This is a genomic window from Rhodobacteraceae bacterium M382, from assembly GCA_025141015.1.
GTDB lineage: Bacteria > Pseudomonadota > Alphaproteobacteria > Rhodobacterales > Rhodobacteraceae > Aliisedimentitalea > Aliisedimentitalea scapharcae.
The window spans coordinates 2,729,824-2,756,386 of sequence record CP081098.1 but is presented as its reverse complement, the minus strand read 5'-3'; the positions used below and the strand labels follow the sequence as shown (position 1 = coordinate 2,756,386).

At 57.9% G+C, this 26,563-nt stretch carries 24 protein-coding genes and 1 tRNA gene; 16 read left to right on the top strand and 9 right to left on the bottom strand.

Annotation, left to right across the window (positions count from 1 at the left end; genetic code table 11):
* The first annotated feature begins 3 nt into the window (after nt 1–3).
* Nucleotides 4–276, top strand: a complete 273-nt coding sequence (locus tag K3727_12880) for a cytochrome C oxidase subunit IV family protein (protein ID UWQ89713.1) — start codon at nt 4–6, stop codon at nt 274–276.
* Between the two features lie 126 nt (nt 277–402).
* Here K3727_12880 and K3727_12875 read toward each other — a convergent pair whose 3' ends face one another.
* Nucleotides 403–966, bottom strand: coding sequence for a DUF4202 domain-containing protein (locus K3727_12875; GenBank protein ID UWQ89712.1), 564 nt, complete (start codon nt 964–966; stop codon nt 403–405).
* Nucleotides 966–1,667 carry a Crp/Fnr family transcriptional regulator gene (locus K3727_12870; GenBank protein UWQ89711.1) on the bottom strand — a complete coding sequence of 234 codons (702 nt, stop codon included), beginning with the start codon at nt 1,665–1,667 and terminating at the stop codon, nt 966–968. Before K3727_12870 ends, K3727_12875 begins: the two co-directional genes overlap by 1 nt.
* A gap of 227 nt (nt 1,668–1,894) precedes the next feature.
* On the opposite strand from K3727_12870, the gene hemA reads away from it, so the two are divergent.
* The 10 genes from hemA (at nt 1,895) to K3727_12820 (ending at nt 13,421) form a co-directional block, all read left to right on the top strand.
* Nucleotides 1,895–3,118 carry a 5-aminolevulinate synthase gene (gene hemA / locus K3727_12865; GenBank protein ID UWQ89710.1) on the top strand — a complete coding sequence of 408 codons (1,224 nt, stop codon included), beginning with the start codon at nt 1,895–1,897 and terminating at the stop codon, nt 3,116–3,118.
* A 193-nt stretch (nt 3,119–3,311) separates the two neighbouring features.
* Nucleotides 3,312–3,725, top strand: coding sequence for a DUF2946 family protein (locus K3727_12860; protein ID UWQ89709.1), 414 nt, complete (start codon nt 3,312–3,314; stop codon nt 3,723–3,725).
* Nucleotides 3,722–5,899: a NosR/NirI family protein gene (locus K3727_12855; protein UWQ89708.1), complete on the top strand. Its 2,178-nt coding sequence runs from the start codon at nt 3,722–3,724 to the stop codon at nt 5,897–5,899. The genes K3727_12860 and K3727_12855 overlap by 4 nt, the downstream gene beginning before the upstream one ends.
* Nucleotides 5,900–5,912: 13 nt before the next feature.
* Nucleotides 5,913–7,817, top strand: a complete 1,905-nt coding sequence (nosZ, locus tag K3727_12850; GenBank protein UWQ89707.1) for a TAT-dependent nitrous-oxide reductase — start codon at nt 5,913–5,915, stop codon at nt 7,815–7,817.
* Between the two features lie 4 nt (nt 7,818–7,821).
* A complete protein-coding gene (locus tag K3727_12845) occupies nt 7,822–9,081 on the top strand; it encodes a nitrous oxide reductase family maturation protein NosD (protein UWQ89706.1) in 1,260 nt (419 codons plus the stop codon).
* Nucleotides 9,082–9,092: 11 nt separating this feature from the next.
* Nucleotides 9,093–9,986 (top strand): ABC transporter ATP-binding protein, encoded by an 894-nt coding sequence (locus tag K3727_12840; GenBank protein UWQ89705.1) that lies wholly within the window; start codon nt 9,093–9,095, stop codon nt 9,984–9,986.
* Nucleotides 9,983–10,804, top strand: a complete 822-nt coding sequence (locus K3727_12835; GenBank protein ID UWQ89704.1) for an ABC transporter permease — start codon at nt 9,983–9,985, stop codon at nt 10,802–10,804. The genes K3727_12840 and K3727_12835 overlap by 4 nt, the downstream gene beginning before the upstream one ends.
* Nucleotides 10,801–11,325, top strand: coding sequence for a nitrous oxide reductase accessory protein NosL (locus tag K3727_12830; GenBank protein ID UWQ89703.1), 525 nt, complete (start codon nt 10,801–10,803; stop codon nt 11,323–11,325). The genes K3727_12835 and K3727_12830 overlap by 4 nt, the downstream gene beginning before the upstream one ends.
* Nucleotides 11,322–12,224, top strand: coding sequence for an FAD:protein FMN transferase (locus tag K3727_12825; protein ID UWQ89702.1), 903 nt, complete (start codon nt 11,322–11,324; stop codon nt 12,222–12,224). Before K3727_12830 ends, K3727_12825 begins: the two co-directional genes overlap by 4 nt.
* A 138-nt stretch (nt 12,225–12,362) precedes the next feature.
* Nucleotides 12,363–13,421, top strand: coding sequence for an alpha/beta fold hydrolase (locus tag K3727_12820; GenBank protein ID UWQ89701.1), 1,059 nt, complete (start codon nt 12,363–12,365; stop codon nt 13,419–13,421).
* Here the strand turns inward: K3727_12820 and K3727_12815 are convergent.
* From K3727_12815 to K3727_12790, 6 genes are all read right to left on the bottom strand, one after another.
* A complete protein-coding gene (locus K3727_12815) occupies nt 13,416–15,443 on the bottom strand; it encodes an NADH:flavin oxidoreductase (GenBank protein ID UWQ89700.1) in 2,028 nt (675 codons plus the stop codon). The two genes, K3727_12820 and K3727_12815, sit on opposite strands and share 6 nt — an antisense overlap.
* A gap of 230 nt (nt 15,444–15,673) precedes the next feature.
* A complete protein-coding gene (locus tag K3727_12810) occupies nt 15,674–16,795 on the bottom strand; it encodes a hypothetical protein (GenBank protein ID UWQ89699.1) in 1,122 nt (373 codons plus the stop codon).
* Between the two features lie 13 nt (nt 16,796–16,808).
* Nucleotides 16,809–18,653 (bottom strand): carbamoyltransferase, encoded by a 1,845-nt coding sequence (locus K3727_12805; GenBank protein UWQ89698.1) that lies wholly within the window; start codon nt 18,651–18,653, stop codon nt 16,809–16,811.
* Between the two features lies 1 nt (nt 18,654).
* Nucleotides 18,655–18,804 carry a hypothetical protein gene (locus K3727_12800; protein UWQ89697.1) on the bottom strand — a complete coding sequence of 50 codons (150 nt, stop codon included), beginning with the start codon at nt 18,802–18,804 and terminating at the stop codon, nt 18,655–18,657.
* Between the two features lie 22 nt (nt 18,805–18,826).
* Complete coding sequence (locus K3727_12795) at nt 18,827–19,240, bottom strand: hypothetical protein (GenBank protein ID UWQ89696.1); 414 nt, start codon at nt 19,238–19,240, stop codon at nt 18,827–18,829.
* A 355-nt stretch (nt 19,241–19,595) separates the two neighbouring features.
* A complete protein-coding gene (locus K3727_12790) occupies nt 19,596–20,168 on the bottom strand; it encodes a DUF882 domain-containing protein (protein UWQ89695.1) in 573 nt (190 codons plus the stop codon).
* Between the two features lie 347 nt (nt 20,169–20,515).
* Between K3727_12790 and K3727_12785 the strand changes: the two genes are divergently transcribed.
* The 4 genes from K3727_12785 to K3727_12770 are packed head-to-tail and all read left to right on the top strand — an operon-like array spanning nt 20,516 to nt 24,794.
* On the top strand, nt 20,516–22,126 hold the full coding sequence (locus K3727_12785) for a L,D-transpeptidase family protein (GenBank protein UWQ89694.1): 1,611 nt from the start codon (nt 20,516–20,518) through the stop codon (nt 22,124–22,126).
* 36 nt (nt 22,127–22,162) lie between these two features.
* A complete protein-coding gene (gene lpxD / locus K3727_12780) occupies nt 22,163–23,254 on the top strand; it encodes a UDP-3-O-(3-hydroxymyristoyl)glucosamine N-acyltransferase (protein ID UWQ89693.1) in 1,092 nt (363 codons plus the stop codon).
* A gap of 33 nt (nt 23,255–23,287) precedes the next feature.
* Complete coding sequence (locus K3727_12775; GenBank protein ID UWQ89692.1) at nt 23,288–23,545, top strand: acyl carrier protein; 258 nt, start codon at nt 23,288–23,290, stop codon at nt 23,543–23,545.
* A gap of 40 nt (nt 23,546–23,585) precedes the next feature.
* Nucleotides 23,586–24,794 (top strand): beta-ketoacyl-[acyl-carrier-protein] synthase family protein, encoded by a 1,209-nt coding sequence (locus K3727_12770; GenBank protein ID UWQ89691.1) that lies wholly within the window; start codon nt 23,586–23,588, stop codon nt 24,792–24,794.
* Nucleotides 24,795–25,101: 307 nt separating this feature from the next.
* Here K3727_12770 and K3727_12765 read toward each other — a convergent pair.
* Nucleotides 25,102–25,176: transfer RNA gene (locus K3727_12765), tRNA-Asn, on the bottom strand.
* 249 nt (nt 25,177–25,425) lie between these two features.
* Here K3727_12765 and K3727_12760 point away from each other — a divergent pair.
* Nucleotides 25,426–26,562, top strand: coding sequence for an efflux RND transporter periplasmic adaptor subunit (locus tag K3727_12760; protein UWQ89690.1), 1,137 nt, complete (start codon nt 25,426–25,428; stop codon nt 26,560–26,562).
* The last annotated feature ends 1 nt before the right edge of the window (nt 26,563 follow it).

Below are 26,563 nucleotides of genomic sequence, written 5' to 3'. Positions count from 1 at the left end.
GTCATGGCCGACCCATCTGAAAATACGCTGGAAACCCGCGCTCTGACCCAGGCCTGGGGCCTTTTGATTGCTCTGAGTCTCAGTTCGGCGGCACTCACGGCATTGGCCCTGCCACCCAAAGTTGTGGGCGGTGCGATCCTGCTGTTGGCTTTGGTGAAATCGCGGATCATCCTGGCGCGGTACCTGGATCTGGCGCATGCGCCGGGCTGGCTGCGCGGTTTCAACCTCAGCGTGACTCTGTTCACGCTGATCCTGTTTGGGCTGTCGTTGATCTGAGGCCACTGGGGGATGGGCTGCCGGGCCGCCCAGCGGGCGGCGCGGCCTGGCCCAACGGGTTGAGAGGTTTCCGCAGGAAACAGCGAAACCGGGCGGGAGCGCCCCGTTCTCTGGTGCCAATCAGGATCAAAGGCGAAATGCAGCCGCCAGTTCTTCGGGCAGATCAAATTCGTCCAATACCCGCGCGCGCGCATCGTCCGACATCTTGCGGGCGGTTTTCTCGACAATGCGCTGGATCTTTTCGGGAGAATGTTTGGCGGCAAAGGGTGCAAAATACCATTTCAGGAATACGAAACAGATAACATCTTCCAATTGCTGCGTATCCGCATGACGTTTGATCCCTTCCTTGCGCAACATCCGCCCAACCGTTTCGACCTGCGCGTCTTCATATCCGGTGTCGGCCATGATCCGTCCCGCGACCTGTGCGTGATGCACGGCCAGCTGTTTGCGCCAGGTCAGATAACCGGTCCGCCCCTCGGGGAAGGACGCGCGTGGCAAGGTCCAGCGTTCCACATGCTGGGCGCGCGCGGCAATCTGCAATTCGGGCGCGGCATCGGGAAACAAACGGGCCAACTCCTGGCTCATCCGCTGCCCATACAAAAGCGCCTCTGGCTGGCTTTCGTCCTGTCGCGGGTCATGGCTGTTGGTCGCGTCAATCGCGTCCAGTGTCGCCTGTAAACGATCTGTCATTATCTGCTCCAGCTCTCTGCCGGATCACTGTCGGCATAGTCGCGTAACGTATCGACATCGTCGATCACCGCGTGGTTTTTCTTGATCTTGACCCCGGCGGGTTTCAATCTGGCAAAGGCGCGGCTCAGGCTTTCGGGTTTCATCCCCAGACGTCCGGCGATCAGCACCTTGTCGTAGGGGAGGATCACTTCGCAGGGGCCTTCCTGCACGTGACACAGATGCAACAGGAATTCCGCGACCCGCTGCGCTCCGGTCTGGGCCTTCAGCTGTTCCAATTGTTCCACCAGCGAATGCAGATGGGTAAAGGTCGAGGCCAGAATGGTGATGCAGATTTGTGGATCATCTTTCATGATCGACGTCAGGACCGTCGCCGGAATATGCATGACTTCCGCCGCTGTCACGGCTTCGGCCGACACCGGATACGGCGTGGCGCGAAGCGCGACCGCTTCGCCAAAGCTTTCGCCACGTGTAAAGACGCTGACCACGGCTTCGGAGCCATTCGGAGCCATTCGGAACAGCTTTACCCATCCGTCCAGAACCACGTGGATTGCGGTGGCATCTTCGTCCTGCAAAAACAGGGTCTCGCCCCTGTCATAATGTCGCCAATGCGCCTTGCTTAGCAGCGTTTCGATGTGCTGGTCTGGCAAGGACCGTATCAACATCGACTGCCGCGCAATCGCCTTTTCCTTTTCGTGAGCCAATCTTGTCCCCTTTTTGAGATGCGGTGTTGGCCCCGCATCAGTTGCCGCTCTTTTGCGGTCGTTTCCCCAAATTAACGAAGTTTCAATCCGAACGCACCCGTCTTTTCGAAACCGCCCTGTCACGTCATGTGCGATTTGGATTTCCGGTCTGGCTCTTGACTATTGTCATGTATGGCGGTGTGCCCGGCTTTTATGGTCTTTCCAACGTATCAGCCCGGGAGACCGTGATGAATTTCGAACGCTTCTTTACCCAGCAACTGGACGACCTGCGCGATGAAGGCAACTATCGTGTGTTCGTCGATTTGCAACGTCGCTGCGGCTCCTTTCCCAGCGCGGCCCAGACCGACGCGGACACCCAAAGAGATGTAACTGTTTGGTGTTCCAATGATTATCTGGGCATGGGTCAGCACCCTTCGGTGCTGGCGGCCATGCATGACGGGCTGGACCGATGCGGTGCCGGTGCGGGGGGCACCCGCAATATTTCAGGTACAACCCACGACCACGTGCTGCTCGAGGCCGAATTGGCCGACCTGCACGGCAAGGAAGCCGCGCTTTTGTTTACCTCTGGCTATGTGTCCAACTGGGCCGCCCTGGGGACATTGGCGTCCAAAATTCCCGGATGCATCGTGTTTTCAGATGCGCTCAACCACGCCTCCATGATCGAAGGTGTGCGCCACTCACGGGCCCAAAAGGTGATCTGGAAACACAATGATCTGGAGGATCTGGAGGCCAAATTGGCCGCTGCCCCGGCGGATGCGCCCAAATTGATTGCATTTGAGTCGGTCTATTCGATGGATGGTGACATCGCTCCGATCAAGGAGATCTGTGATCTCGCCGACACATACGGCGCGATGACCTATCTGGACGAGGTGCATGCCGTGGGATTGTATGGTCCACGCGGCGGTGGGATAGCGGAACGCGAAGGTCTGATGGACCGGCTCACCGTGATCGAAGGCACCCTGGGCAAGGCGTTTGGCGTGGTTGGCGGCTATATCGCGGCCTCGGCGGTGTTGTGCGATTTTGTGCGCAGTTTTGCCAGCGGTTTCATCTTTACCACTGCGTTGCCACCAGCAATTGCGGCCGGGGCGGCAGCCTCGATTCGCCATCTCAAGGAATCGGCAGCTGAACGCGACACCCAAAAGGAACGGGTGGCACAGGTGCGGGCTCTGCTGGACGCCGAAGGCATCCCGCACATCCCCAACCCCAGCCACATCATTCCGGTGATGGTGGGTGATCCGGTGAAATGCAAATTCATCTCGGACACCCTGTTGGAAGAATATGGGATCTACATCCAGCCGATCAATTATCCGACCGTTCCCAAGGGAACAGAGCGGCTGAGAATTACGCCATCCCCGGTGCATTCGGATGCTGACATTGCCCATCTGATCGGAGCTTTGTCGGCTCTTTGGCAGCGGTGTCAGATCGCGCGCATTCCGATGGCTGCGCAATAAATTCAATGACTTGAATTTGGAGAGGAAAGCGAGAAATTCGGCGATGCCCTGACATATGTCAAGTTTCCACAGGGCCGCGACACCTAAGACTCACACACAACTTACCTAACCGGTCTGAACCATGAACGTGCGTTTCCCTTTGCCTAAATCAGATACACCGGCTGCTTGCCGGCGGTCGGTGCTGGGGCAGGTCTTGACCGGATACCTGGGGGTGCTGGCGCTGATCTTTCAGTTGCTGGTGCCCTCTTTTTCTTTTGCCGCTGAAGGTGAATGGATTGAAATCTGTTCCGATGTCGGCGCGGTTCTGATCGAGATCGATCCTGACACCGGGGCGCCGGTTCAGAACGATCCTTGCCCGGACTGCGACGACTGCGTGATGTGCGCGGTATCCGGGGCAGCAACGATGGTGCAGACCCTGGCTGTGCAAACCGATCCGATTGCCGTTGGCCTAGGCCCGGTTGGCCCGGCTGAAATTTCTGTGTCCAACCCGGCGCAATTCTGGTCCCAATTGCGGGGGCCTCCGCTCGCACCCCAAGACATAATCGAACGCGCCCGGCGCGCGTCCATGGCTTTAACTTCCAATACAGGAGGTGTGCGGTGGACATGACACGCGCCCTCAGATCCTGCCTGACCATTCTTGCACTTATTGTTGCAACTCTGGCCACAGCCCCTGCGAAGGCCGACAGCCTCGCTTCATTTCTGCCCGACATTACCCCGTCCGAGCTGGCCCCAGGCGCTGATGCCTTTGGTCCTGTGCGCGATGACGTCAAGGTCGCCCCGGTTCTCAAGGGTAACAAGACCATTGCCTGGGCTTTTCTGACATCCGATTTCGTGGGCACCACCGGGTATTCCGGCAAACCGATCCATGTGGTTGCGGCGATTGACGCCGACGCGGTGCTGACTGGTGTGAAACTGGTCAAACACTCCGAACCCATTGTTCTGATCGGCATTCCCAATTCGAAAATGGTCAAGCTGACCGAAGGCTACGCCGGCCTGGATCTCAAGGCCGAAGCCGCTTCGGGCGGGGATGCGCATGATCTGGACATCATTTCGGGCGCGACCGTGACCATCATGGTCATCGACGACAGTCTGGTGCGCGCCGGGATCAAAGTGTCCCGCGCCATGGGGCTGGGGGGATTGTCGCCGGTGCAGGCCGATGGGCCAAAACGCGAAATCGACATGACCAAAGAAGACGTGTCCGACTGGATGACCCTGTCCGGTGACGGATCGGTACGGCGTCTGACGCTGGACATCGGCCAGATCAACGCCGCGTTCGAAGAAACCGGCAACAAGCAGGCGATCAAACGTCCCGAACCCGGCGAACCCGGCGATACATTTATCGACATGCACATGGCCATCGTGTCGGTGCCCTCGATCGGGAAATCGCTGTTGGGCGAGGCCGAGTACAAGAACCTGATCGACTGGCTGGAACCCGGGGAACAGGCGCTGCTGGTGCTGGGACGTGGGGCGTACAGTTTCAAGGGCTCGGGCTATGTGCGCGGTGGTATCTTTGACCGGATCCAGCTGATCCAGGGCGACAACGCGGTCCGTTTCTTTGACAAACAGCAACGCCGTCTGGGCGAGGTGGCCGCCGAAGGGGCTCCGTCCTTTGTCGAACTCGATCTGTTCAAAATTCCCGCTGATGCGGAATTTGACCCGGCCGAACCCTTTCGCCTGCAATTGCTGGCACAGCGCGCCGTGGGCGCAGTCGAGAAGATCTTTTTGACCTTTGATCTGGGTTACAAGCTGCCCGATCAGTATTTGCTGCCGGTTGCTGCGCCGACCGTGGTCGAGGACGCCACCAGCGAAGCTGCCGCCAAATCTGCGCTGTGGCAACGTATCTGGAAGGACAAGACTGTCGAGATCGGCATTCTGGGCGTGATGCTGCTGGTGCTGACAGGCGTGTTTTTCTTCCAGTTCCAAGTGACCATGAATGCACGCGCGTTCTATTGGTTCCGCATCGGGTACCTCAGCTTTACGCTGGTGTTCCTGGGCTGGTACGCCAATGCGCAGCTGTCCGTTGTCAACCTGATGGCGCTGGCAGGGTCTTTGCGCAGCGGGTTTACCTGGGATGCCTTCCTGCTGGATCCGCTGGTGTTTATCCAATGGTTTGCCATTGCTGCCGCTCTGCTGTTCTGGGGGCGGGGAGCGTATTGTGGTTGGCTGTGCCCGTTTGGTGCTCTGCAGGAGCTGTTGAACAAGGCCGCCCGCGCGTTGAAAATCCCACAATGGACGTTGCCCTGGGGTTTGCACGAACGCCTGTGGCCGCTGAAATACATGATCTTTCTGGGTTTGTTCGGCCTGTCCATGGTGTCGATCCAGATGGCTGAAACCTATGCCGAAATCGAACCGTTCAAAACCGCGATCATTCTGAAGTTCGTGCGTGAATGGCCGTTTGTGATCTTTGCAGTGTCGCTGCTGGTCGCGGGGTTGTTCGTGGAACGGTTTTACTGCCGCTATCTCTGCCCGCTGGGTGGGGCGCTGGCGATCCCTGCAAGAATTCGCATGTTCGACTGGCTGCGCCGCTACAAGGAATGTGGCTCTCCGTGTCAGACCTGCGCCAACGAATGCCCCGTTCAGGCGATCCACCCCACCGGTGAGATCAACCCGAACGAGTGCGTTGACTGCCTGCACTGTCAGGTTCTCTACCAATCCGAGAGCAAATGCCCGGTCGTGATCAAGCAATTGAAACGCCGTGCCAAGGTGGGTTCCGCCGACCTGAAGATGCCTCTCGGGGAACCCCCGGCGAACCATCCGAACGCCAAATCAAAAGCTTCCTAAAGGAGGAATGAATATGTCGGAACACGATAAAAACCTAAGCGTGACACGCCGTGGCCTGTTGGGCGCAACTGCAACCGGTGCGGTTGCCGCTGCGGCCGGGTTTGGCTCGACCCTGATGACCGCCAAGGAGGCCTCTGCCGCCGCCAAGGTCAGCATGGAACCCGGTGAGCTGGACGAATATTACGGCTTCTGGTCTTCGGGTCAGACAGGCGAGCTGCGCATTCTGGGCATGCCGTCCATGCGCGAACTGATGCGGGTGCCTGTGTTCAACCGCTGCTCGGCCACCGGCTGGGGCCAGACCAATGAATCGCTGAAAATCCTGACCGAAGGCCTGTTGCCCGAAACCAAGGAATTCCTGGCCGCAAACGGCAAGGTTACCTATGACAACGGCGACCTTCACCACCCGCATATGTCGTTCACCGATGGGACCTATGACGGTCGTTTCCTGTTCATGAACGACAAGGCCAACACCCGTGTGGCCCGTGTGCGTTGTGACGTGATGAAGTGCGACAAGATCATCGAGATCCCCAACGCGCATGACATCCACGGCCTGCGTCCGCAGAAATTCCCGCGCACCGGTTATGTCTTTGCCAACGGCGAACACGAAGCACCGCTGGTCAACGACGGCAAGATCCTGGATGAACCTTCGGAATATGTGAACATTTTCACAGCGATCGACGGCGACTCGATGGAAGTTGCATGGCAGGTGATCGTGTCGGGGAACCTCGACAACACCGACTGTGACTATCAGGGCAAATACGCCTTCTCGACCTCCTACAACTCGGAAATGGGTATGAACCTGACCGAGATGACCGAGAGCGAGCTGGACCACGTTGTGGTGTTCAACCTGAAAGAAATCGAAGCAGGGATCGCTGCGGGTGACTATCAGGAACTGAAGGGCGTCAAAGTGATTGATGGCCGTAAAGGTCAGAACAAGAACTACACCCGTTATATCCCGATCCCGAACTCGCCCCACGGCGTGAACGCGGCTCCGGACAAGAAACACATCTGCATCAACGGCAAACTGTCGCCAACCGTTTCGGTGATCGACGTTGAAAAAGTCGATGCCATCTTTGACGGTGCTGACGAACGGTCGGCCGTTGTGGCGGAACCGCAGCTGGGTCTTGGCCCGCTCCACACCGCGTTCGACAACAAGGGCAACGCCTATACCACCCTGTTCCTGGACAGCCAGGTGGTGAAATGGAACATCGCAAAAGCAATCGAAGCCTATGGCGGTGCCGACGTTGATCCGATCCTGGACAAAGTGGACGTGCATTACCAGCCGGGTCACAACTCGACTTCGATGGGTGAAACGGCAGAAGCCGACGGCAAGTGGCTGATTTCGATGAACAAGTTCTCGAAAGACCGCTTCCTGAACGTGGGCCCGCTGAAGCCGGAAAACGAACAGCTGATCGACATCTCGGGTGACAAGATGAAGGTGGTCCACGATGGTCCGACCTTTGCTGAACCCCACGATTCGATTGTTGTGCACCGGTCCAAAGTGAACCCGGTCAACGTTTGGGATCGTCAGGATCCGATGTGGGCAGAAGCGCGCAAACAGGCCGAGGCCGACGGTGTTGACCTGGACGATTATCAGGACACTATCATTCGCGATGGCGACAAGGTTCGCGTGTATATGTCCAGCCAGGCGCCGAACTTCACAATCGAGAAGTTCACCGTCAAACAGGGCGACGAAGTCACCGTGTTTGTGACCAACCTGGATGACGTGGACGACGTGACCCACGGGTTCTGCATGGCCAACTTTGGTGTCGCCATGGAAGTCGGCCCGCAGGCCACCGCGTCGGTCACCTTTATCGCTGAACGTCCTGGCGTGCACTGGTTCTACTGCCAGTGGTTCTGCCACGCGCTGCACATGGAAATGCGCGGCCGGATGCTCGTCGAACCGCGCGGAGCATAAGATCATGCGTTGGCTCCCGCTCATATCGCTCCTGCTGAGCAGCCCGGCCTGGGCGGTTGATTGGGACGTGCCCAACCGGGCGGGAGCCATTGCAGAAACGCTGGCACAGGCGGCGGATGGGGACACCCTCCGCCTGGCGCCCGGAATTTACAACGAAACACTCGTTCTTGACCGACCCATCTCCCTGGACGGGGTTGGTCAGGCGACCTTGGACGGTCAGGGGCAGGGCAGTGTGATTACGGTCACCGGTCCTGATGTGACCGTCCAGGGATTGATTGTTGTCGGGTCCGGGTCCGACCATGGCGAAATCGACAGTGGTATCAAGCTGACCAAAACCGCTGATCGCGCCCAGGTGCTGGACAACCGGGTCGAAGGCAACCTGTATGGCATCGACATTCACGGGGCCAAGGATGCACTGGTCGCGCGCAATGTGATCAAGGGGCGGCTGGACCGCCGGATGAATGAACGCGGCAATGGCATCTATGTCTGGAATGCCCCCGGTACTGTTGTGGACGGAAACGACGTCCAATTTGGCCGTGACGGGGTGTTCGTGAACTCCTCGAAACGCAACAAATTCATCAACAACACCTTCCGCGATCTGCGCTTTGCCGTGCATTACATGTATGCCGATGACTCCGAAGTGTCGGGCAATGTCTCGATTGGCAACGATCTGGGCTATGCGGTGATGTTCACAAGCCGGGTCAAGGTGCTGAACAACGTATCCATCAATGACCGCGAACATGGCGTCATGCTGAACTATGCCAATCGCAGCGTGATTTCCGGCAATGTGGTGAAAGGGGCACAGGAAAAATGCACCTTCCTCTATAATGCCAACAAAAACGAATTCACCGACAATTGGTTCGAAGGCTGTGGCATCGGTATCCATTTTACTGCCGGGTCCGAAGGCAACCGTATCGTTGGCAATGCTTTTGTCGGCAACCGGACTCAGGTGAAATACGTGTCCACCAAATGGGTGGAATGGTCTCAGGATGGGCGGGGCAATTACTGGTCCGATTTTGCCGCTTATGACGTGGACGGCAATGGTATTGCTGACACGCCCTATCGCCCAAATGACAGCATGGACCACGTGCTGTGGACCCAACCTGCCGCCAAACTGCTGCTCGGCTCCCCCGCGGTGCAGCTGGTGCGGTGGTCTCAATCGGCTTTCCCTGCTTTGCTCCCCGGCGGCGTTATGGACAGCCATCCTCTCATGCAACCCGTTGAACCGGAAGCCAGATCCCTGGCGGTGTTTGACACAAATTAAAAAGGTGCCTCATGACGGATAAGGCCCTGACCATTGAAAACGTGCACAAGGACCGCGGGTCGACCCGGGTGCTGCACGATGTGACCCTGTCGATGCAACCCGGCGAGCGCGTGGCGCTGTTGGGCCATAACGGCGCAGGCAAATCCACCCTGATCAAATCCATCCTTGGGTTGATCCCGATCGAAGGCGGCGCGATCCATATCGGCACTGCCAAACCGGGCAGCGGCGCGGCGCGTCGTGCCACGGCTTTCCTGCCCGAAGCCGTGTCCTTTCATCCCGCTTTGACGGGACGCGAACAATTGACCCTGTTCGCGCGCCTGTCCGGCGAAAAGGCCGACATTCCCGGCCTTCTGGCGCGTGTTGGCCTGTCCGAGGCCATCGACCGCAAGATCGGCGCTTATTCCAAAGGGATGCGCCAGCGGCTGGGGTTGGCCCAGGTGTTGTTGGGACGGCCCAAGGTGGCGCTGCTGGATGAACCCACATCGGGGCTCGATCCGATTTCGCGCCATGACCTATACGCCATCATTGATGAGCTGGCCGGGCAGGGCACCGCCGTGCTGATCGCCAGCCACGCCTTGACCGAGGTCGAAGCCCGCACTGATCGCATCGCGATCCTGCGCAAGGGGGTGCTGGTGGCTGATGACACATTGGCCAGCCTGTCCGAACGCGCCGGATTGCCGATCAAACTGCGGGTGCAGGCGTCCCAAAACGCCGATGCGCTGGCCGCCGAAATGGGGGGCACACGGATCAACGGGGCCTCTGTTGAAATCCTGTGTTCCCCGGATCAGAAAATGCAGGCGTTGCAACGGATCGCCGCCATGGGCGACGCGATTGCCGATCTGGAAATGACACCACCGCGTCTGGAAGACCTGTATCGCCACTACGCCAAGGAGGACGTTCAATGACCCGTTTTCTGGCAATCGCAACCGCCGAAATGCTGATCCTGCGGCGCAATCGCTGGCTGTTCATGGCCACGCTGATCATGGTTCTGTTCGCCCTGGCCCTGACATTCGCAGGCAGCGCCCCGACCGGCACGCTGGGTGTGGATATGCTGACCATCTCGGTGGCGTCCATGACCACATTGTCGGTCTATCTGGCCCCCTTGCTGGCGTTGATGATTTCGTTTGACGCCATCGCGGGCGAAGCAGATCGCGGCAGCCTGGCCTTGATGCTGACCTATCCGGCGGGGCGCGGCGAAATCCTGCTGGGCAAATTTGCCGCCCACCTGGCCGCGCTGGCATTCGCCATGACCATCGGGTTCGGCTGTGCCGGAGCGGTGGCCGCCTGGTTTGGTGGCGCAGGCCCCGACAGTCTGGTCGCCCTGCTACGCCTGATCCTTACGTCGATCCTCTTGGGCGCGGTGTTCCTCGCCCTTGGATATCTGCTGTCTGCCGTCTCGAGGGGAGCCACGGCAGCGGCAGGTTTGTCAGCCGGGCTTTGGCTCATTTTTGTCGTTCTCTATGACCTGGGATTGCTGGGCGCAGTGGTCATGGACAAAAGCGGGAGCTTCACCCAATCCGTCTTTCCTTGGGTGATGGTGGCCAACCCGGCTGACGCTTTTCGTGTCTGGAATATGGCAAGCTCCGAAGGGGTTGCGATGACATCCGGCATGGCGGGCGCGGCCCAGGCCTTGCCCGAATGGGCGGCACCGCTGTCGCTGATGCTGTGGCCGTTGATCGGGTTTACGCTGGCCCGCTTGGCATTCCGGAGGGTTGAGCCATGAAGCCGCTGATCCTTATTGCATTGCTGACCCCGCTGGCCCTGGCGGCCTGCAAGGAAGAGCAGGTCCAGGCCCCCGATCCCGTTGACCTGACCGAAGTGGCGCTGAGCTATTTCTGCCAGATGAACGTCTCGGAACATGGCGGTCCAAAGGGGCAGATCCATCTGGAGGGCTACCCCGCACCGATCTTTTTTGCGCAGGTGCGCGATCTGGTGGCCTATGTCAAAAGCCCTGAACGCGACGCCGACATCACCGCTATCTATGTCAGCGATATGAGCGTCGCCCCGACTTGGCAAAACCCCGGCATTTCCAACTGGATTGCCGCGGATGGGGCGACATTCGTCGTCGGTTCCAACGTCGCGGGTGGCATGGGTGCGCCTGAAATCGTCCCCTTTGGTGATGCCAAAGGGGCCGGAGAATTCATAAGCCGATACGGCGGCAACGCCGTGCCTTTGACCGATATCCCCGACGACGCGGCATTGGGCCCTGTCGATCTGGACCTCGCATTGGAGACACCTGCATGAGCAGCCTTTCCCGTCGCCGTTTCCTGACAATTGCCGCAGCCGGGGCCGCGATCCCGACCGGGGCCCTGGCAAATGTAACCGTCCGGTGGCGCGGTGTGGCATTGGGAGCGCAAACCTCGATGCAGATTGCAGGCGTGAGCGAAAGACAGGCTGCGCCAGTGTTTGCCGCCGTTGAACAGGAATTGAACCGGTTGGAGACCATTTTTAGCCTGTATCGCACCGACTCGGAACTGAGCCGTCTGAATCGCGACGGATCATTGTCAGCACCCTCGGCAGAGCTGTTGAACGTGCTGTCTGTGTGTTCGACCCTGCACAGGGACAGCGGAGGCGTTTTTGACCCATCGGTACAGCCGCTCTGGGCCGCCATGGCCCGCGGCGAAACAGGACAGGCATTGGATCAGGCGCGCGCCGCTGTTGGATTTGACGCCGTGCGGTTTGACACGACGATTGTCCGGTTTGTCGGTGACACACCGGGACAGGCATTGACGCTGAACGGCATTGCCCAGGGGGCGATCACCGACCGGATATCCGCGGTGTTGCGCCACCATGGGATGCGGGACGTGTTGGTGAATATGGGCGAAGTAGCGGCCTTGGGCACCAGGGTGGATGGAACGCCGTGGCAGGCCGGGATTGCCGACCCGTCCGGACAGATCCATCAGCGGATCAGCCTGACAGACCGGGCACTGGCCACCTCTGCTCCGTTGGGCATGACTTTGTTCAATCACAGCCACATCTTGCATCCCAACGGACAGCCGGCAACGCATTCTCTGGCTTCGGTTTCGGCACCGTCTGCGGCGGTGGCTGATGGGCTGTCGACTGCGTTGTGTCTGGTGGCCCCAGAACAGGCCCAGACCCTGGTCAGCCAATTCCCAGGGGCACGCATTGAAGTGCTCGCCTGACCCTATGACGTGATGTCATCCTCCGGGGCGCTGAGCGCCCCGGTTGCATCCCTGTGATCTTCTTGCCAGATTTGAACACAGTTCCACGCAATACCCGTTGCGTGCGCGGAGCTGCGTTCAAGGTCAGGGAGCATTTTCATGGATTTCGGAAACGCTTGGCCGGACCGCGCCCCAGCCCAGCCAAGTGCCGGGGCATCGGTGCCGGATGTCTGTCACCTGCGCCAGAAGCGCCCCTGGATCGGCGGTGACCTTCAGACTTTGGCGCATCGGATCGTTTTTCGAAGACACCCGATCCCGGGTCCCAGCCGGAGTCTGAAGTTCCCCATGATGGATGGCACCGGGGATGTCATGACCGGAACGTTGCACGACCCTGGCCAAGGCAAACCATTGGTGGTGTTGATGCACGGCGTGACGGGATGCGAAGACAGTGTCTATCTGTGGGACACCGCCCTGCATCTGGTTCGACAGGGGTGGACGGTTCTGCGATTGAATCATCGCGGGGCCGGGTCGTCGCTGGCATGGTGTTCGCGCACCTATCATTGCATGGGCACCGCTGATGTTGCGGCTGTCCTGAATCTTCTGCCTGGAAAGCTGGTTGATCAGGGTGTTTTTCTGGTCGGCTTTTCGATGGGCGGAACGATCCTGTTGAACCTTTTGGCGTCCCAAATCCGGCTCCCCGGAATTCTGGGTGCGATGACGATCTCGGCTCCGCTGGATCTGGTCGCAAGCGCCGACAGGCTGCATCATCCGCGCAATTTCATTTATCAAAAGTCGTTGTTGCACAGCCTGATGCGGATGGAAGTTGCGATGCGCAAGAACGGGACATTGTCGCCGGACACACCGTTGCCGCGACCCAATAGCCTCCGGGGGTATGACGACGAAATCACGGCCCCGCGTCATGGATTTTCCGACGGGATGGATTATTACCGGCAAAGTTCGCCTGTCCAAAGGCTGATGGATATCTCAACGCCGGTTACGATGTTGCATGCAAAGGATGATCCGTGGATCCCGGCGGATGACTATCACCGACTGTTATCCAGAGGCGGTGGCCCCTTGCAGGTTGTTCTGACCCCACGGGGGGGTCACGTCGGGTTCCATTTTCAGGGGCAAAGCCGCCCGTTGTTCACAACAATTCTGGCGCAGAGGTTGAAGGACGCCTGGCCGTCTGGCCAGGGTCGAACGCCAGACGGGTCATAGATCTTTGCACACCCTCAACGCATCATAGAGTGCTGCGTGGATATTGCGTCCGGCCACCGCATCCCCGATCCGTGCCAGATGATAATGTCCATTTGGATTGTGCGCGACAAAGGGAGAGGTCCCGGCGATCATCGCTGTCTGGTCCAATTGGCCGAGGTTACGGGAGCCGGCTTTGAGCGCGTGATACAAGGTGTCATTGGGAACGATCCCGTTCTCTACCACGACATGATCCACCAGCCTGACTTCGGTTTGACCGGTCAAGACATTGCGCAGCGTGGCCTGTTTGCGATTGCCGACCAGCGTGATTTCGACGAGATCCTGAAAACAACTGAATGTAACACCTTGCCGGGTTAGATCCCGGAGGACGACAGCCGAATTGGTCGGTCCCAGATCATGGGCAACGCTGCGATCGGGCGTGACCAAAGAGACTGTGCACCCCGACCGGGACAGAACGTCAGCGCAGACAAGGGCAGGGTGGTCGCCCATGTCGTCCACCAAAAGCACTGTGCCTGACACCCGGGATTCGCCATTCATGATATCCCATGTCGATGTTTGCCATTGCTGTCCGGCACACGCCAGCGGCTCGGGCCAGCCTCCGGTGGCGATGATGACAGCATCGGGCGTTTCGGCGAGAATGTCATCAGGCTCGGCCAGCGAGTTGAGCCGAATATCCACCCCCAAGTGACGTGCTTCGGTTATCAGCCAATCGGCCACCCCCCAAATCTGTCGGCGCGTCATCCCCCTGGCGGCCAGGTTGATCTGACCGCCCAACCGGTCGCTGGCTTCGAACAGGACCACATGGTGTCCACGGGTGGCGCATTTACGGGCCGCTTCCAACCCGCCCGGACCACCACCGACCACAACGACCCTGCGGGATCTGGCGGCCGTGCCCAGGACATGGGGCATTGTCGCCTCGCGCCCTGTGGCGGCGTTGTGGCCGCAGACAGCAGGTTTGCCTTGATTGACCCGATCCACGCAATAGCCCAACCCGACGCAGGGTCTGATGCGGTATTCTCGGTCACGGGACAGTTTGTGCACCAGATACGGGTCCGCCATCTGGGCGCGGGTCATGCCAATCAGATCCACGCACCCCGCGGTCAACGCGTGCCGTGCGGTTGCAATATCCGCGACACCGCCCGCATGAAACACCGGGATATCGACCGCCTCGCGGATCCGGCCAGCAACATCCAAATGCGGTGCAGCTGGCTGCCCCATGGGCGCAACCCACCCGGCCAGGCCCAGATCGTCATAGGGCGCACCGGCCAGAACGTTCAAAAAATCGACGTCCCCGGTGTTGGCAAGCCTGCGGGCAATTTCTACGCAGTCATCCGCGTCCATCCCGCCCTGGATCAATTCATCCCCCGTCAGTCGCAGCCCCAGGATCATGTCGGGCCCGACGGCCGCCCGCACCGCGTCAATCACCTGCAGCGTCAGGCGCAGCCGGTTGTCCAATGCGCCGCCATATTCATCGTGGCGTCGATTGATCAGCGGCGACAGGAATTGCCCCATCAGATGCGAATGCGACAACAGTTCTATGCCGTCAAATCCGCCCGCCTGACACCGTTTCGCGGCCTGTGCAAAGTCCTGGACAACGCGGGTGATGTCTTCGGGTTCCATCGGTTTCACACAGGAGCGATGTGCGCGTTCGCGGGTGCCCGATGGCCCCATGACAGGGAGCCAATGCCCGTCGTCCCATGCGGTGCGCCGCCCCATGTGGGTGATCTGGCACATGATCGCGGCACCGTGAGCGCGCACGCCGGATGTCAGTTTTTGAAACCAGGGAATGATGCTGTCATCACCTGCGTATAATTGTCCAAACACAGATGGGCTGTCTGGAGCAATGTTGGTAGATCCGCCAACGATGGTCAGACCGACGCCGCCCTTGGCCTTTTCTTCATGATACAACCGATACCGGTCCCTGGGATGGCCGCCTTCCTGAAATGATGGCGCATGTGCGGTGCTGATGATGCGATTGCGCAGGGTCAGGTGGCGCAGCTGGAATGGGGTAAGAAGTGGGTCCATGAGTTTTCCTTGGGTGTGACCATGCAAGGTCTCTTGCGACTTACGCGCAGGCATCAGAGCATAGGCTTGCAAGGAAGCGACATATCCTTGCAGCAAGCGGCACAGGGATTTGCCTGGGCCATGACCGACCTCCATCATTGCTGTCAGCATGATAACACCGGTGGCGGGACCAGACGGTACAAGCGTGGCAGAAAACTTGAGCTTAGCGCCGCAAGATATTGAAACTAATTCTAATTCAGAAAAATTTCGTCTGAAATTTTCTTTGCTAGATAATCCGCTATGCGATCTGAGCCAGATGGTGTGGTGTGGATCGCGTCGTAAAAGTCGACTGCATTGTCAAAATCAAGTTCGTTCATCAGATCGAAACAGATTGCGTTGCGCGCCATGCATTCGTCCATGATGATCCGCGCCGTTGCCTGTTCGAACCGAAAAAAATCAACGCCGTTCAAATGCGCGTATTCGGGGGGGAGATGTTTGCGAACACTTTCAAAGAAATCCGGTTCATATTCGGGAATTCCCCAGGGCTTGCCATTCACCCGCAGCCATCGGGCGCTGCGCTGTGTGACAAAAATCGGCACAGCCCCAAAATCCCGTGTCAAACGGTCCAGCTCGCCAATTCGGCGTTGCAGCCCTTGCAGCGAGTCGGCCATGACGGGGGGCAAGGGATCAGAGATCACTGGTTTATCCACAAACGGGCCGTTTTCGGCGATGTTTGTTCGGGTCAGTTCGTGTTGCACGGGTTTGTCGGCCAACAAACCCTGAACAACGCGGTAGAGTTGGTAAAAGATCGAATGTTCCTTGATGAAGCCCTTTAGCATGGCGATGGTGCTGGGCTGCTCCATACGGTCAAAGATGTCTTCCGGGTTGATCTTGAGCATGTCGTTGATGCCCACATAATACAGAATGTAATCGGTCTTTAGGTCTGGGATCTTGTCAAACCAGGACGGGAAATTCTGGATGTGACCAAAGGTGGATTGCCCATCAATTCCGGCGTTTACAACATCGACATCATACCCCTGCACAGCCAATAGATCCTGCAAAATGGCCTGATAGGTCTGGCTGTCATCGACCCAGCGTTGGTCCGTGGTGCTGCCGCCCACCGTCAGAATGTCGACCTCGGACACCGGGCCATCCAATCCACGAAACCCATAGCTATCGCGGGAATAGGTGATCGTCGGTTTGCCGCCGCCAATTTCAGGCGGCAACGGATTGTCCCGGACAATGACCTGATCGCGGATCTGGGTGAACTGATACAATGCGTGTTCGCGCGAAAACCAGGTGCCAAAGACCAGCTCGAGTCCGATCAGCACAACGGCCATGATCGCCAGGTTGATCAGGAGAATGCGCGCCATCGGGTGTGTCCTGTCAATCCAATTCGTATTTGTTTTTGTAATCTTCGGCCAGGGCCGGGTCCTGTTGTTCCTTGCGCAGAACCGCATTGCCCACCACCAACCATTCGATATCGGTGCCCATAAAACAATGAAACGCGTCTTCGGGGGTGCAGACGATGGGTTCGCCGCGCACGTTAAAGGACGTGTTGACCACCAGGGGACAGCCGGTGCGCTGTTTAAAGGCCGAGATCAATTGATGATAGCGCGGGTTGGTGTCGGCATGAACGGTTTGGATCCGGGCTGAGTAATCAATATGGGTGACGGCCGGGATTTCCGAACGAACAACGTTCAACTTTTCGATGCCAAACAAGGCTTTTTCAGCCTCGCTCATTTCGCGTTGCCGGGCGTCGCGCACCTGATCAACCAACAGCATATAGGGGCTGTCATCGTCCAGATCGAACCATTCCCCGACATCCTCACGCAGGACCGAGGGCGCAAATGGGCGAAAGCTTTCTCTGAATTTAACTTTTAAATTCAGCAGCTTTTGCATCGATGGTGATCTTGGGTCGCCCAGAATGGAGCGTCCGCCCAAAGCCCGCGGTCCGAATTCCATCCGTCCGTTGAACCAACCTACTGCCTTGCCCTGGGCCAGCGCATCAGCCGTCTGTTCAACGACCTCATCATCCTGCAACGTTTCAAACACCGCACCAGATCGGGTCAGGCGGGCGTCGATGTCGGACTGTTCGAACATCGGTCCCAGATAGGCCCCTCGCATGGCATCGCGTTTGGTGTTGTCTACAATTCTGGGATGTCCCAATTCCTTGTGATAAGCGGCCTGAGCAGCACCCAATGCCCCACCGGCGTCTCCGGCAGCGGGCTGAATCCACAGGTTTTTAAAGGCACCATCGCGCAGAATGTGGCCGTTGGCGACACAGTTCAACGCGACACCACCCGCCATGCACAGGTTGGGAATGTCGTATTCAGCGGCCAGGGCGCGGGTCATGCGCAGCACTACGTCTTCGGCTACGGCCTGAATGGAGGCCGCGATATCCATATGGAACTGGTCCAACTGGTCAGTATCGGGTTGGCGCACCGGGCGACCAAATACGGCCGCAAATTTGTCGTTGGTCATGCGCAGACCGGTGGCATAATCAAAATAGCTTTGATCCAGCCGGTAGGTGCCGTCGGCCTTGACGTCAATCACCGTGTCCAGAATCAAATCCTTGTATTTCGGCGTGCCATAGGGGGCCAGCCCCATCAGCTTGTATTCACCGCTGTTGACCCGGAAACCGGTGTAATAGGTAAAGGCGGAATACAGCAGCCCCAGAGAATGCGGGAAATGCAGCTCCTTGACGATGTCCAGCTGGTTGCCCCGCCCGATAGCCACAGTGGTCGTTGCCCATTCCCCTACACCGTCCAATGTCAGGACCACGGCCTCTTCAAAGGGGGACGGATAAAAGGCGCTGGCCGCGTGACTGAAGTGGTGTTCAGCGAACAGCAATTTGTCCCTGGTTTTGGTGCCCGGAGAAATTTCCTTTAGTTCATTCTGCAACAGGCTCTTTTGAAACAGTTTTTCCTTGAGCCAGATCGGTATTGCGGTGCGAAAGGATTTGAACCCACGCGGTGCATTGGCAACATAGGTCTCCAGAAGCCGTTCAAATTTCAGGAGGGGTTTGTCATAGAACGCGATATGGTCAACCTGATCCAGCGTCAAACCGGCCTCGTCCAACACGTATTCGACCGCATTGTGGGGAAACCCCGCGTCATGTTTGATCCGCGTGAAACGTTCCTCCTGGGCGGCGGCAACGATATGACCGTCGACCACCAACGCCGCTGCGCTGTCGTGATAAAACGCGGAAATGCCCAGAATGGCGACCATATCAGAACAACGTGTAGATGAATGGTGCGATGGCAGACCCCTGGGTCACCACCAAAAGACCACCCAGCAGAACCATCATCAGGATGATCGGGGCCAGCCAGAATTTCTTTCTGATCAGCATGAAACGCCAAAGTTCAACAAAAATGTCCATTCGTTCTCTCGTCTCGTGTTGCTCAAAATTGGTTCTTCATCGAGCTTTCGCCGGATGAGCGTGGCGGAATTTCGATCCAATAGCTATCCGCTTCGGGATCGAACGAACGGTTTAACGGATCGGCCCCCAACGCGCGGCGGATCAATCCAGTGGGTGTAACGGTCCCGAAAAACAGAATGCCCATAACGATGGGGGACACAATCGCGCCCAACACCATCCCAAACCGGAACCATAATTTGTTGGCATTGTTTAACAGCTCTGGTGCCAGCAGCGCCAACCCACCGAATACGGCCGCGGCCCCCAACGCCCAAAAGCGGATGCTGCCTTCGCCCAAGAGGGGGAATAAGGCAATGATGGTAAACACCCCGGCAAACACCAATCCAAAGGATCGGTCAGAGCCGACTTTGACCTTCGTATGTTCACTTAGCTCTGACATAGCGTGTAACCGTTCCTGTTGTGATGGTCCGCGTATTGGGTTTGTGTGATCGGCGGTTTCAAAAGATATGTAGCAAATTGTTAAGGCTTTGTGCCGACAGTCAAAAGCTTTTCCTCGTGGCGGTGCAATTGGGCCATCATTGTGAGAGTTGCCGAAACAAACCGCACAGTGGCCCGGCTTTGTTCGAAGATCAAAGTCGACCTGTTCGGTGTTTCGCTTTTGCTGTGCGGCTCAGAGGGCGGGCGTCCACCAACAGGTTTGAACACCAACCCGGTTCGAACGACTGTTCACATGACACAAAAAAGGCCCACATGCTACAGCAGCGGGCCCTGACGGAACGTGATTTGACTGGGGTTTAACCGCCCCAATTGCGAACCACGCCACAGTCCATATGCACAAAGTTTGAGCGGTGATATTTTCCAACGCCGCCAGCACGGCACGAAATCGCGGCCCGCGAGATTTGGCTGACAGATCGCGAAGAGAGGCGCAGGTCAGCAGCCTGACCTTTCATGTGCAGCGAATTTTTGGCGACACCACGGGACCGGCGGCGCAACATTGCGTTGGTCTGAGGGCTGCGATAGCCCGACAACAGCATATAGGGTTCATTGACGTCCAACAGATTATGCGACGCAGCCATGATATCAATGGTGCGAAGATCCATGGATTTGGTCTGGTCCGTCCGCCAGTCGCGCATGAAGTAATTGACCTCCTTCACCGCGTCCTTGATGTATTTTCCGTCGATCCAATAGATCATGTCGATCCGTTCGCCGGTACGGCCCGAATACATGCGGATGCGTCGGATGTCGCCACCGCCGCGCAGAAATCCTGCTGCCTTGGAGTAGGTTGGTGTCGCTGCAAGAGTGGTTGCTGCGAATGCCCCTAGGAGGGCCCGACGGGTCATGCCCGTTGAACTGATGCTATTGCTCATGGTGTCTGCGTCGTCCCGTACGCTATATTCCTGCCTGCACACGATGTTACGTGCGCTATGTGTTCATCCATCCCCAGATGCAAAACCTATTGCATAGTCCGAATCGTGTGCCAAGTGAGGATTGTTGCAAGTTGTAATTAGTGGGAATTTTCGGCGATTTTTTGCGCAAACTCTGACTAAACCGTTACGATTTGATGGAACCTCGGGTTTCGGGCGTCAAAATCGCATCAGATTTAGGGGGAATTTTTGGATGAAGTAATCGTGAATAGACTTTGCATGCTGGTTTTTCCCAGAATTTGAGGTACGCAATATGTTCCAACCCATTTCCCAGCAAGGATGTACACCGTATGTATTTGACCTGCCGATCCTTTTTCGCCCGAACTGTTGCCGCCGGGGCGTTCAGTATCGCGCTTGGCCTGATGTCGGGGATGGCCGAGGCGCAGGTTACGGCCTTTAAACAGGCGATCGCTGAAGCCGCATCAGCCGATGATGCCGTTGCAAAATTCTATCGCGCGGGAAATTACGAACCCATCTGGACGGGGGATACGGATCAGGCGCGGGCGCGCCGCGCGGCTCTGTTGGATACGCTGAAGATGGCACGTTTGCATGGATTGCCGGATCTGACAGCCAAGGCTGATGCGCTGATGGCGCAGATGGCGGATGTGCGCACCACCCGGGATTTGGGATTGGTCGAAGTCGCACTGAGCCGGGCCTATGTGGATTATGCCACCGATGTGCAAATCGGTCAGGTCACCCCGTCCAAGGTGGACAGCGGCATTGTGCGCGACCGGCCCGAACGGGACCGCAGCGCATATCTGACGCAATTGAACACGACCGCTCCGTCCGCTGCGATGCGATCCTTGGCTCCGGATACGCCCGAATATCGCGGGTTAATGAAGGAAAAGCTGCGTTTGGAACGGCTGATGGCCAGCGGTGGGTGGGGCGAAAAGGTTCCAAACCGCAAGATCGAACCTGGTGAAACCGGTGACAATGTCGTTTCGCTGCGCAACCGGATGATCCGAATGGGGTACATGCGGCCAACGCCGTCGCGCAAATATGACGCGACCATGCAGGCTGCTGTTCAACAATTCCAGTTGGAACATGGACTCGAGGCGGATGGCGTTGCCGGCAAGGAAACCGTCCAACAGATCAACATCCCGGTGCGTCAGCGTCTGAAATCGATCATTGTCGCGATGGAGCGCGAACGCTGGATGAACCGGGACCGGGGCCCGCGTCACGTTCTGGTCAACCAGACAGATTTTACGGCCAAGATCATCGACGATGGCAAAGTCACCTTTGTGACCCGGTCCGTCGTGGGTAAAAACACCGGGGACCGGCGGACACCCGAGTTTTCGGATGAGATGGAGCATATGGTCATCAACCCCAGCTGGTATGTGCCGCGTTCGATCATCACCAAGGAATATCTTCCGAAACTGCGGGCAAACCCACATGCTGTCAGCCATTTGGAAATCACCGACAGCCGGGGGCGACGTGTGAACCGTGGTGCAGTTGATTTTTCCAAATATTCGTCGCGCAGCTTTCCCTATGCGATGCGCCAACCCCCATCCAAACGCAATGCGCTGGGGCTGGTCAAATTCATGTTCCCCAACAAACACAACATCTATCTGCACGACACGCCTCAAAAACACCTGTTCTCCCGCGAAGTCCGCGCCTATTCCCATGGGTGTATCCGGTTGGCGCAACCGTTTGAATTTGCCTATGCGTTGCTGGCACTTCAGGAAGAGTCGCCCAAGGAGTTCTTTCATCGGGTTCTGAACACGGGCAAGGAGACCAAGGTTGTCCTGGAACAGAAAGTACCGGTTCACCTGATCTATCGCACCGCCGTCGTGACCCAAAAGGGGCGCACTGAATATCGTCGCGACATCTATGGACGGGATGCCAAGATTTGGGACGCCTTGGAACGGGTGGGGGTGGCACTGCCCAGCGTTCAGGGGTAAGCAAGGGGCCACGGAATTCTTAGTGAGGCCCCGAAAATGCGCTTTACAGTTCAACAGATTGCCCAGTCTATGGGTGCCGAGGTCGCGGGTGATGTCGCGCTGGAGGTTACTGGAGCGAATGAACCTGCTTTGGCGGGCGCGGATGACCTGGCATTGGCGATGGCACCCAAATACGCCGAGTCGCTGGCACAGGGCCAGGCGCGGGCGGCGTTGGTTTGGGATGGCGCTGATTGGCAATCAATGGGGCTGAAGGCGGCGATCTTTGTATCGCGCCCACGGATGGCTATGGCGGGTGTCACGTCGATGATGGATCCGGGGCAATCCTTTGGCCCAGGTCGTCACCCGATGTCGGCCATTGATCCCACTGCCGTGCTAGGGGAAAATGTGTCTGTCGGGCCATTCACCGTGATCGGCCCGCGAACCCGGATCGGGGCGAATTCGATCATTGGGCCCAATTGTGTGATTGGTGCGGATGTGGTGATTGGCGTGGATGCCTTGATGCGCGATTCAAATTCGATCGGGGCCCGGGTCCGGATTGGGGATCGTTTCCGGACACAGCCCGGAGCGCGCATAGGTGGCGACGGGTTTTCCTTTGTGACGCCCGAAGTGTCCGGTGCCGAAAACGTGCGCAAGACGCTGGGGGACCAGGGCGACGCCAAGGCGCAAAGCTGGCTCAGGATCCATTCTTTGGGCGCCGTTCTGATCGGCGATGATGTCGAGATCGGCACAAATTGCACGATCGACAATGGAACCATTCGCGATACGGAAATCGGCGATGGCACCAAATTGGACAATCAGGTGCACATCGGCCACAACACCCGTATCGGCAAGGACTGCCTGTTGTGCGGCCAATGCGGAATCTCCGGTTCAGTCGAAATTGGCAACAATGTTGTGCTGGGCGGCCAATGCGGGGCAGTCGACAATATCTTTATCGGCGACGGTGTCATTGCAGCCGGTGGCAGCAAGATCCTGTCCAACGTGCCCGCGGGGCGGGTCTTGATGGGCTATCCAGCGGTCAAGATGGAACTGCACACCGACATGTACAAGGCACAGCGCCGGCTACCCCGGGTGATGCGCGACATTGAGGCGCTGAAAAAGGCGGTTTCCAAACCGGATGCGAAGTCTTAAATCAACCCCATCACATTGGATCAGGGGTCTGACATGAGCATTCAGGACAAGGTCACTGCAATCATCGCTGAACAGGCTGTCTTGGAGCCTGCAGATGTGACACCCGACAGCACGCTGGAGGATCTGGGGATTGACAGTCTGGGGTTGGTCGAGAGCATTTTTGCCATTGAAGAGGAATTCGACATATCGATCCCGTTCAATGCGAACGACCCTAGCGCCAGCGATTTCGACATCTCGAATGTCGCTGCAATAATTTCAGGTATCGAAAAGCTGATTGCTGAAAAAGGGTGATCAGGGTGCGGACAGCCGGGCGGAGGCCATAGGGATTCAGATGAAACGCGTTGTGATCACCGGGGCAGGGACCATCAATGCGCTGGGGCATTCGGTTCCCGACACGATGGAGGCCATGCGCGAAGGTCGCTGTGGGATTGGTGATCTGGCATTTCGCGACGTGGAGCGACTGGCAATTCGGATCGGCGGTCAAGTTCGTGGATTCGAAGCAGAGGGTCGATTTAACCGCCAACAGATCAGCCTTTATGATCGTTTCACCCAATTCACTTTGACGGCAGCCAAGGAAGCAATCACCCAGTCGGGGCTCGAATTTCATGGAGACCTCTCTGCGCGCTCGGGTGTGGTTCTGGGAACTGCCGGGGGCGGCGTCAGCACGTGGGATGACAATTACCGCGCGGTCTATGAAGAGGGCAAAAACAGGGTGCACCCCTTTGTGGTGCCCAAACTGATGAACAATGCCGCCGCCAGCCATGTGTCGATGGAGTACAACCTCAAAGGACCCTCTTTTACTGTGTCCACCGCCTGTGCGTCGTCCAACCACGCCATGGCCCAGGCGTTTCAGATGGTGCGATCGGGCATGGCGCCTGCCATGGTGACGGGCGGATCTGAATCCATGCTGTGTTTTGGCGGGGTCAAGGCCTGGGAAGGTCTGCGGGTCATGTCCAAGGATGCCTGTCGACCCTTCAGCGCCAATCGCAACGGTATGGTCCAGGGCGAAGGGGCCGGGATCTTTGTGTTCGAAGACTATGACCATGCGCGTGCGCGCGGTGCCGACATCCTGTGCGAAGTTGTGGGCTGGGCGATGTCATCGGACGCGTCCGATATCGTTATGCCGTCAAAACAGGGCGCAGCGCGGGCGATTTCGGGGGCGCTCAGAGATGCTGGCATCTCTGCGGATGCCGTTGGATATATCAACGCGCATGGCACGGGCACAGCCGCAAACGACAAAACAGAATGCGCCGCAGTCGCGGATGTGTTTGGCCCACACGCAGACAATCTGATGATTTCGTCAACCAAATCCATGCATGGGCACCTGATCGGCGGCACAGGCGCGGTCGAGCTTTTGGCCTGTATCATGGCCGTTCGCGATGGGGTGATCGCACCGACCATTGGGTATCAGGAGCCGGATCCGGAATGCGCGCTGGATGTGGTGCCAAACGAGGCCCGTGACGCCTCAGTTTCCGTAGCATTGAGCAACGCGTTTGCCTTTGGCGGTCTGAATGCGGTTATCGCTCTGCGCAAAGTATAAAAGACGGCGGCATTCGCGTTAATTCTGGCTCGGCCCACGGGCGGCCGGGACGATCCCGCCACTGTCGGATGCGCCAGGCTGCACGTGTGCCCCAATCGCTTGTTCGTCGCATCGTATGTCACAGCACACGCATGTGTTGGACCAGAGACCAATGGCCGACCTGGCGGGGGTCTGGGCGTGGGGTCAAGCCGGTGACACGTCCCTATGTGGGTCGACACACGGTGTCTCACACTGCTGGTACACGGCAAGCGGACCCTGCGCAGTACCTGCCAAAATCGACTAACGTTTTGGTTTGGTTAGGTGAAATTGGCTCCGGCGGTAGGGATCGAACCTACGACCAATTGATTAACAGTCAACTGCTCTACCGCTGAGCTACGCCGGAACGGTGCGCGTTCTATAGCTTGGGTTTTGGGGTGCGTCCAGACCGAAATTTTCAGTTTCCGAGAGTTTTTTCTGAATCTCGACGGTGGCTGATCAGATTGTCGTACGGTAAGGAGAGGCTAGTATTGAGAAACGCTTATACCTGCGACACAATAGTCGCCAATTCATACTGAATTTTCCTGAGCCGGGCGAGACATATTGATCTGTTACCCCCGGAGAACAAACAGGTTGTCGAGAAAAAGGATACGATATGCTGTCGGTACTTCCCCGTTCCCTGCTAGGACCTCTCGCCCTGACGATTGCGATAGGTTTGGGCAGTGCCACGATGGCGCAGACACCGGCTGCGCCCAAGGTGTCAGTGGCCGCCGCTTATACGCAGATGATTTCGGATCAGGCGACCTTTATTGGACGGGGACAGGCCATCGACAAGGTCGATATCCGGGCGCGCGTCAACGGGTTCCTTGAAGAGCGGCTGGTCAACAATGGTGCCGAAGTGTCCGAAGGCGAATTGTTGTTCAAGATTGAACGCAGCGCCTATGAGGCCACTTTGGATGCCCAAAAGGCCAATCTGGCCAAGGCCGAAGCCAATCTGGAACTCAAGATCGTGGAGTATGCGCGCAAGGAAGAGCTGTTTCAGCGCGGCTCGGTGCCGGCAGCCGAACGAGATACGGCCAAGGCCAATGAAAAAGTCGCCGAAGCCGAAGTCCGCTCGGCCAAGGCAGCCGTGCGCCAGGCTGAACTGAACCTGAGCTACACCAATATCGACGCGCCCTTTGACGGTCGGATCGGGGCGGTCCAGGTCTCCCGGGGCGATGTGGTCTCACCTGATGGGGTGGCGCTGGTCACGCTGGTGCGCGAGGCACCGATCTTTGTGTCCTTTGCCCTGAACGAAAAGGAATTTGTCAACGTTCTGGAAAAATTGGATGTGGCTGCAAACGAACTCTCGGACAGTGACCGCAAACCCAAGGTCTATGTTGATCTGCCAAATGGACGGCGATTGGACGAAGTGGGCGAAATTGCCTTTGCCGACAACCGCATTGACCCGACAACGGGAACGATCACTTTGCGCGCGAGATTTGCCAACACGCGCGGTTTTCTGATTGACGGTGCCTTTGTCAGCGTAGGGATCGAAGCGCTGGAGCCCGTGGAACGGGTATTGATACCGCAAGCCGCCATTCAACGGGATCAACGGGGTGATTTTGTTCTGGTCGTCGGCGCGCAGAACACTGTGGAACAGCGTTATATCACCAGCGGCGACCAGGTCGAAACCGCGGTGATCGTCGAAGACGGGTTGCGCGAAGGGGAAAGCGTGATTGTCGAGGGGCTGCAGCGTGTGCGCCCCGGTGTCAAAGTCGATGCGGTCCTGAGCGGCCAGGCTGGAGAGTAAC

What these genes read in the sequence shown, in the direction of transcription:
- K3727_12795 (UWQ89696.1), bottom strand. Translation starts at nt 19,240, where the DNA reads ATGTCAGAGCTAAGTGAACATACGAAGGTCAAAGTCGGCTCTGACCGA.
- lpxD (UWQ89693.1), top strand. Translation starts at nt 22,163, where the DNA reads ATGCGCTTTACAGTTCAACAGATTGCCCAGTCTATGGGTGCCGAGGTC.
- K3727_12800 (UWQ89697.1), bottom strand. Translation starts at nt 18,804, where the DNA reads ATGGACATTTTTGTTGAACTTTGGCGTTTCATGCTGATCAGAAAGAAA.
- K3727_12770 (UWQ89691.1), top strand. Translation starts at nt 23,586, where the DNA reads ATGAAACGCGTTGTGATCACCGGGGCAGGGACCATCAATGCGCTGGGG.
- K3727_12835 (UWQ89704.1), top strand. Translation starts at nt 9,983, where the DNA reads ATGACCCGTTTTCTGGCAATCGCAACCGCCGAAATGCTGATCCTGCGG.
- K3727_12880 (UWQ89713.1), top strand. Translation starts at nt 4, where the DNA reads ATGGCCGACCCATCTGAAAATACGCTGGAAACCCGCGCTCTGACCCAG.
- K3727_12760 (UWQ89690.1), top strand. Translation starts at nt 25,426, where the DNA reads ATGCTGTCGGTACTTCCCCGTTCCCTGCTAGGACCTCTCGCCCTGACG.
- K3727_12830 (UWQ89703.1), top strand. Translation starts at nt 10,801, where the DNA reads ATGAAGCCGCTGATCCTTATTGCATTGCTGACCCCGCTGGCCCTGGCG.
- K3727_12775 (UWQ89692.1), top strand. Translation starts at nt 23,288, where the DNA reads ATGAGCATTCAGGACAAGGTCACTGCAATCATCGCTGAACAGGCTGTC.
- K3727_12805 (UWQ89698.1), bottom strand. Translation starts at nt 18,653, where the DNA reads ATGGTCGCCATTCTGGGCATTTCCGCGTTTTATCACGACAGCGCAGCG.
- K3727_12855 (UWQ89708.1), top strand. Translation starts at nt 3,722, where the DNA reads ATGACACGCGCCCTCAGATCCTGCCTGACCATTCTTGCACTTATTGTT.
- hemA (UWQ89710.1), top strand. Translation starts at nt 1,895, where the DNA reads ATGAATTTCGAACGCTTCTTTACCCAGCAACTGGACGACCTGCGCGAT.
- K3727_12825 (UWQ89702.1), top strand. Translation starts at nt 11,322, where the DNA reads ATGAGCAGCCTTTCCCGTCGCCGTTTCCTGACAATTGCCGCAGCCGGG.
- K3727_12845 (UWQ89706.1), top strand. Translation starts at nt 7,822, where the DNA reads ATGCGTTGGCTCCCGCTCATATCGCTCCTGCTGAGCAGCCCGGCCTGG.
- K3727_12810 (UWQ89699.1), bottom strand. Translation starts at nt 16,795, where the DNA reads ATGGCGCGCATTCTCCTGATCAACCTGGCGATCATGGCCGTTGTGCTG.
- K3727_12790 (UWQ89695.1), bottom strand. Translation starts at nt 20,168, where the DNA reads ATGAGCAATAGCATCAGTTCAACGGGCATGACCCGTCGGGCCCTCCTA.
- K3727_12840 (UWQ89705.1), top strand. Translation starts at nt 9,093, where the DNA reads ATGACGGATAAGGCCCTGACCATTGAAAACGTGCACAAGGACCGCGGG.
- nosZ (UWQ89707.1), top strand. Translation starts at nt 5,913, where the DNA reads ATGTCGGAACACGATAAAAACCTAAGCGTGACACGCCGTGGCCTGTTG.
- K3727_12785 (UWQ89694.1), top strand. Translation starts at nt 20,516, where the DNA reads ATGTATTTGACCTGCCGATCCTTTTTCGCCCGAACTGTTGCCGCCGGG.
- K3727_12820 (UWQ89701.1), top strand. Translation starts at nt 12,363, where the DNA reads ATGGATTTCGGAAACGCTTGGCCGGACCGCGCCCCAGCCCAGCCAAGT.
- K3727_12875 (UWQ89712.1), bottom strand. Translation starts at nt 966, where the DNA reads ATGACAGATCGTTTACAGGCGACACTGGACGCGATTGACGCGACCAAC.
- K3727_12815 (UWQ89700.1), bottom strand. Translation starts at nt 15,443, where the DNA reads ATGGACCCACTTCTTACCCCATTCCAGCTGCGCCACCTGACCCTGCGC.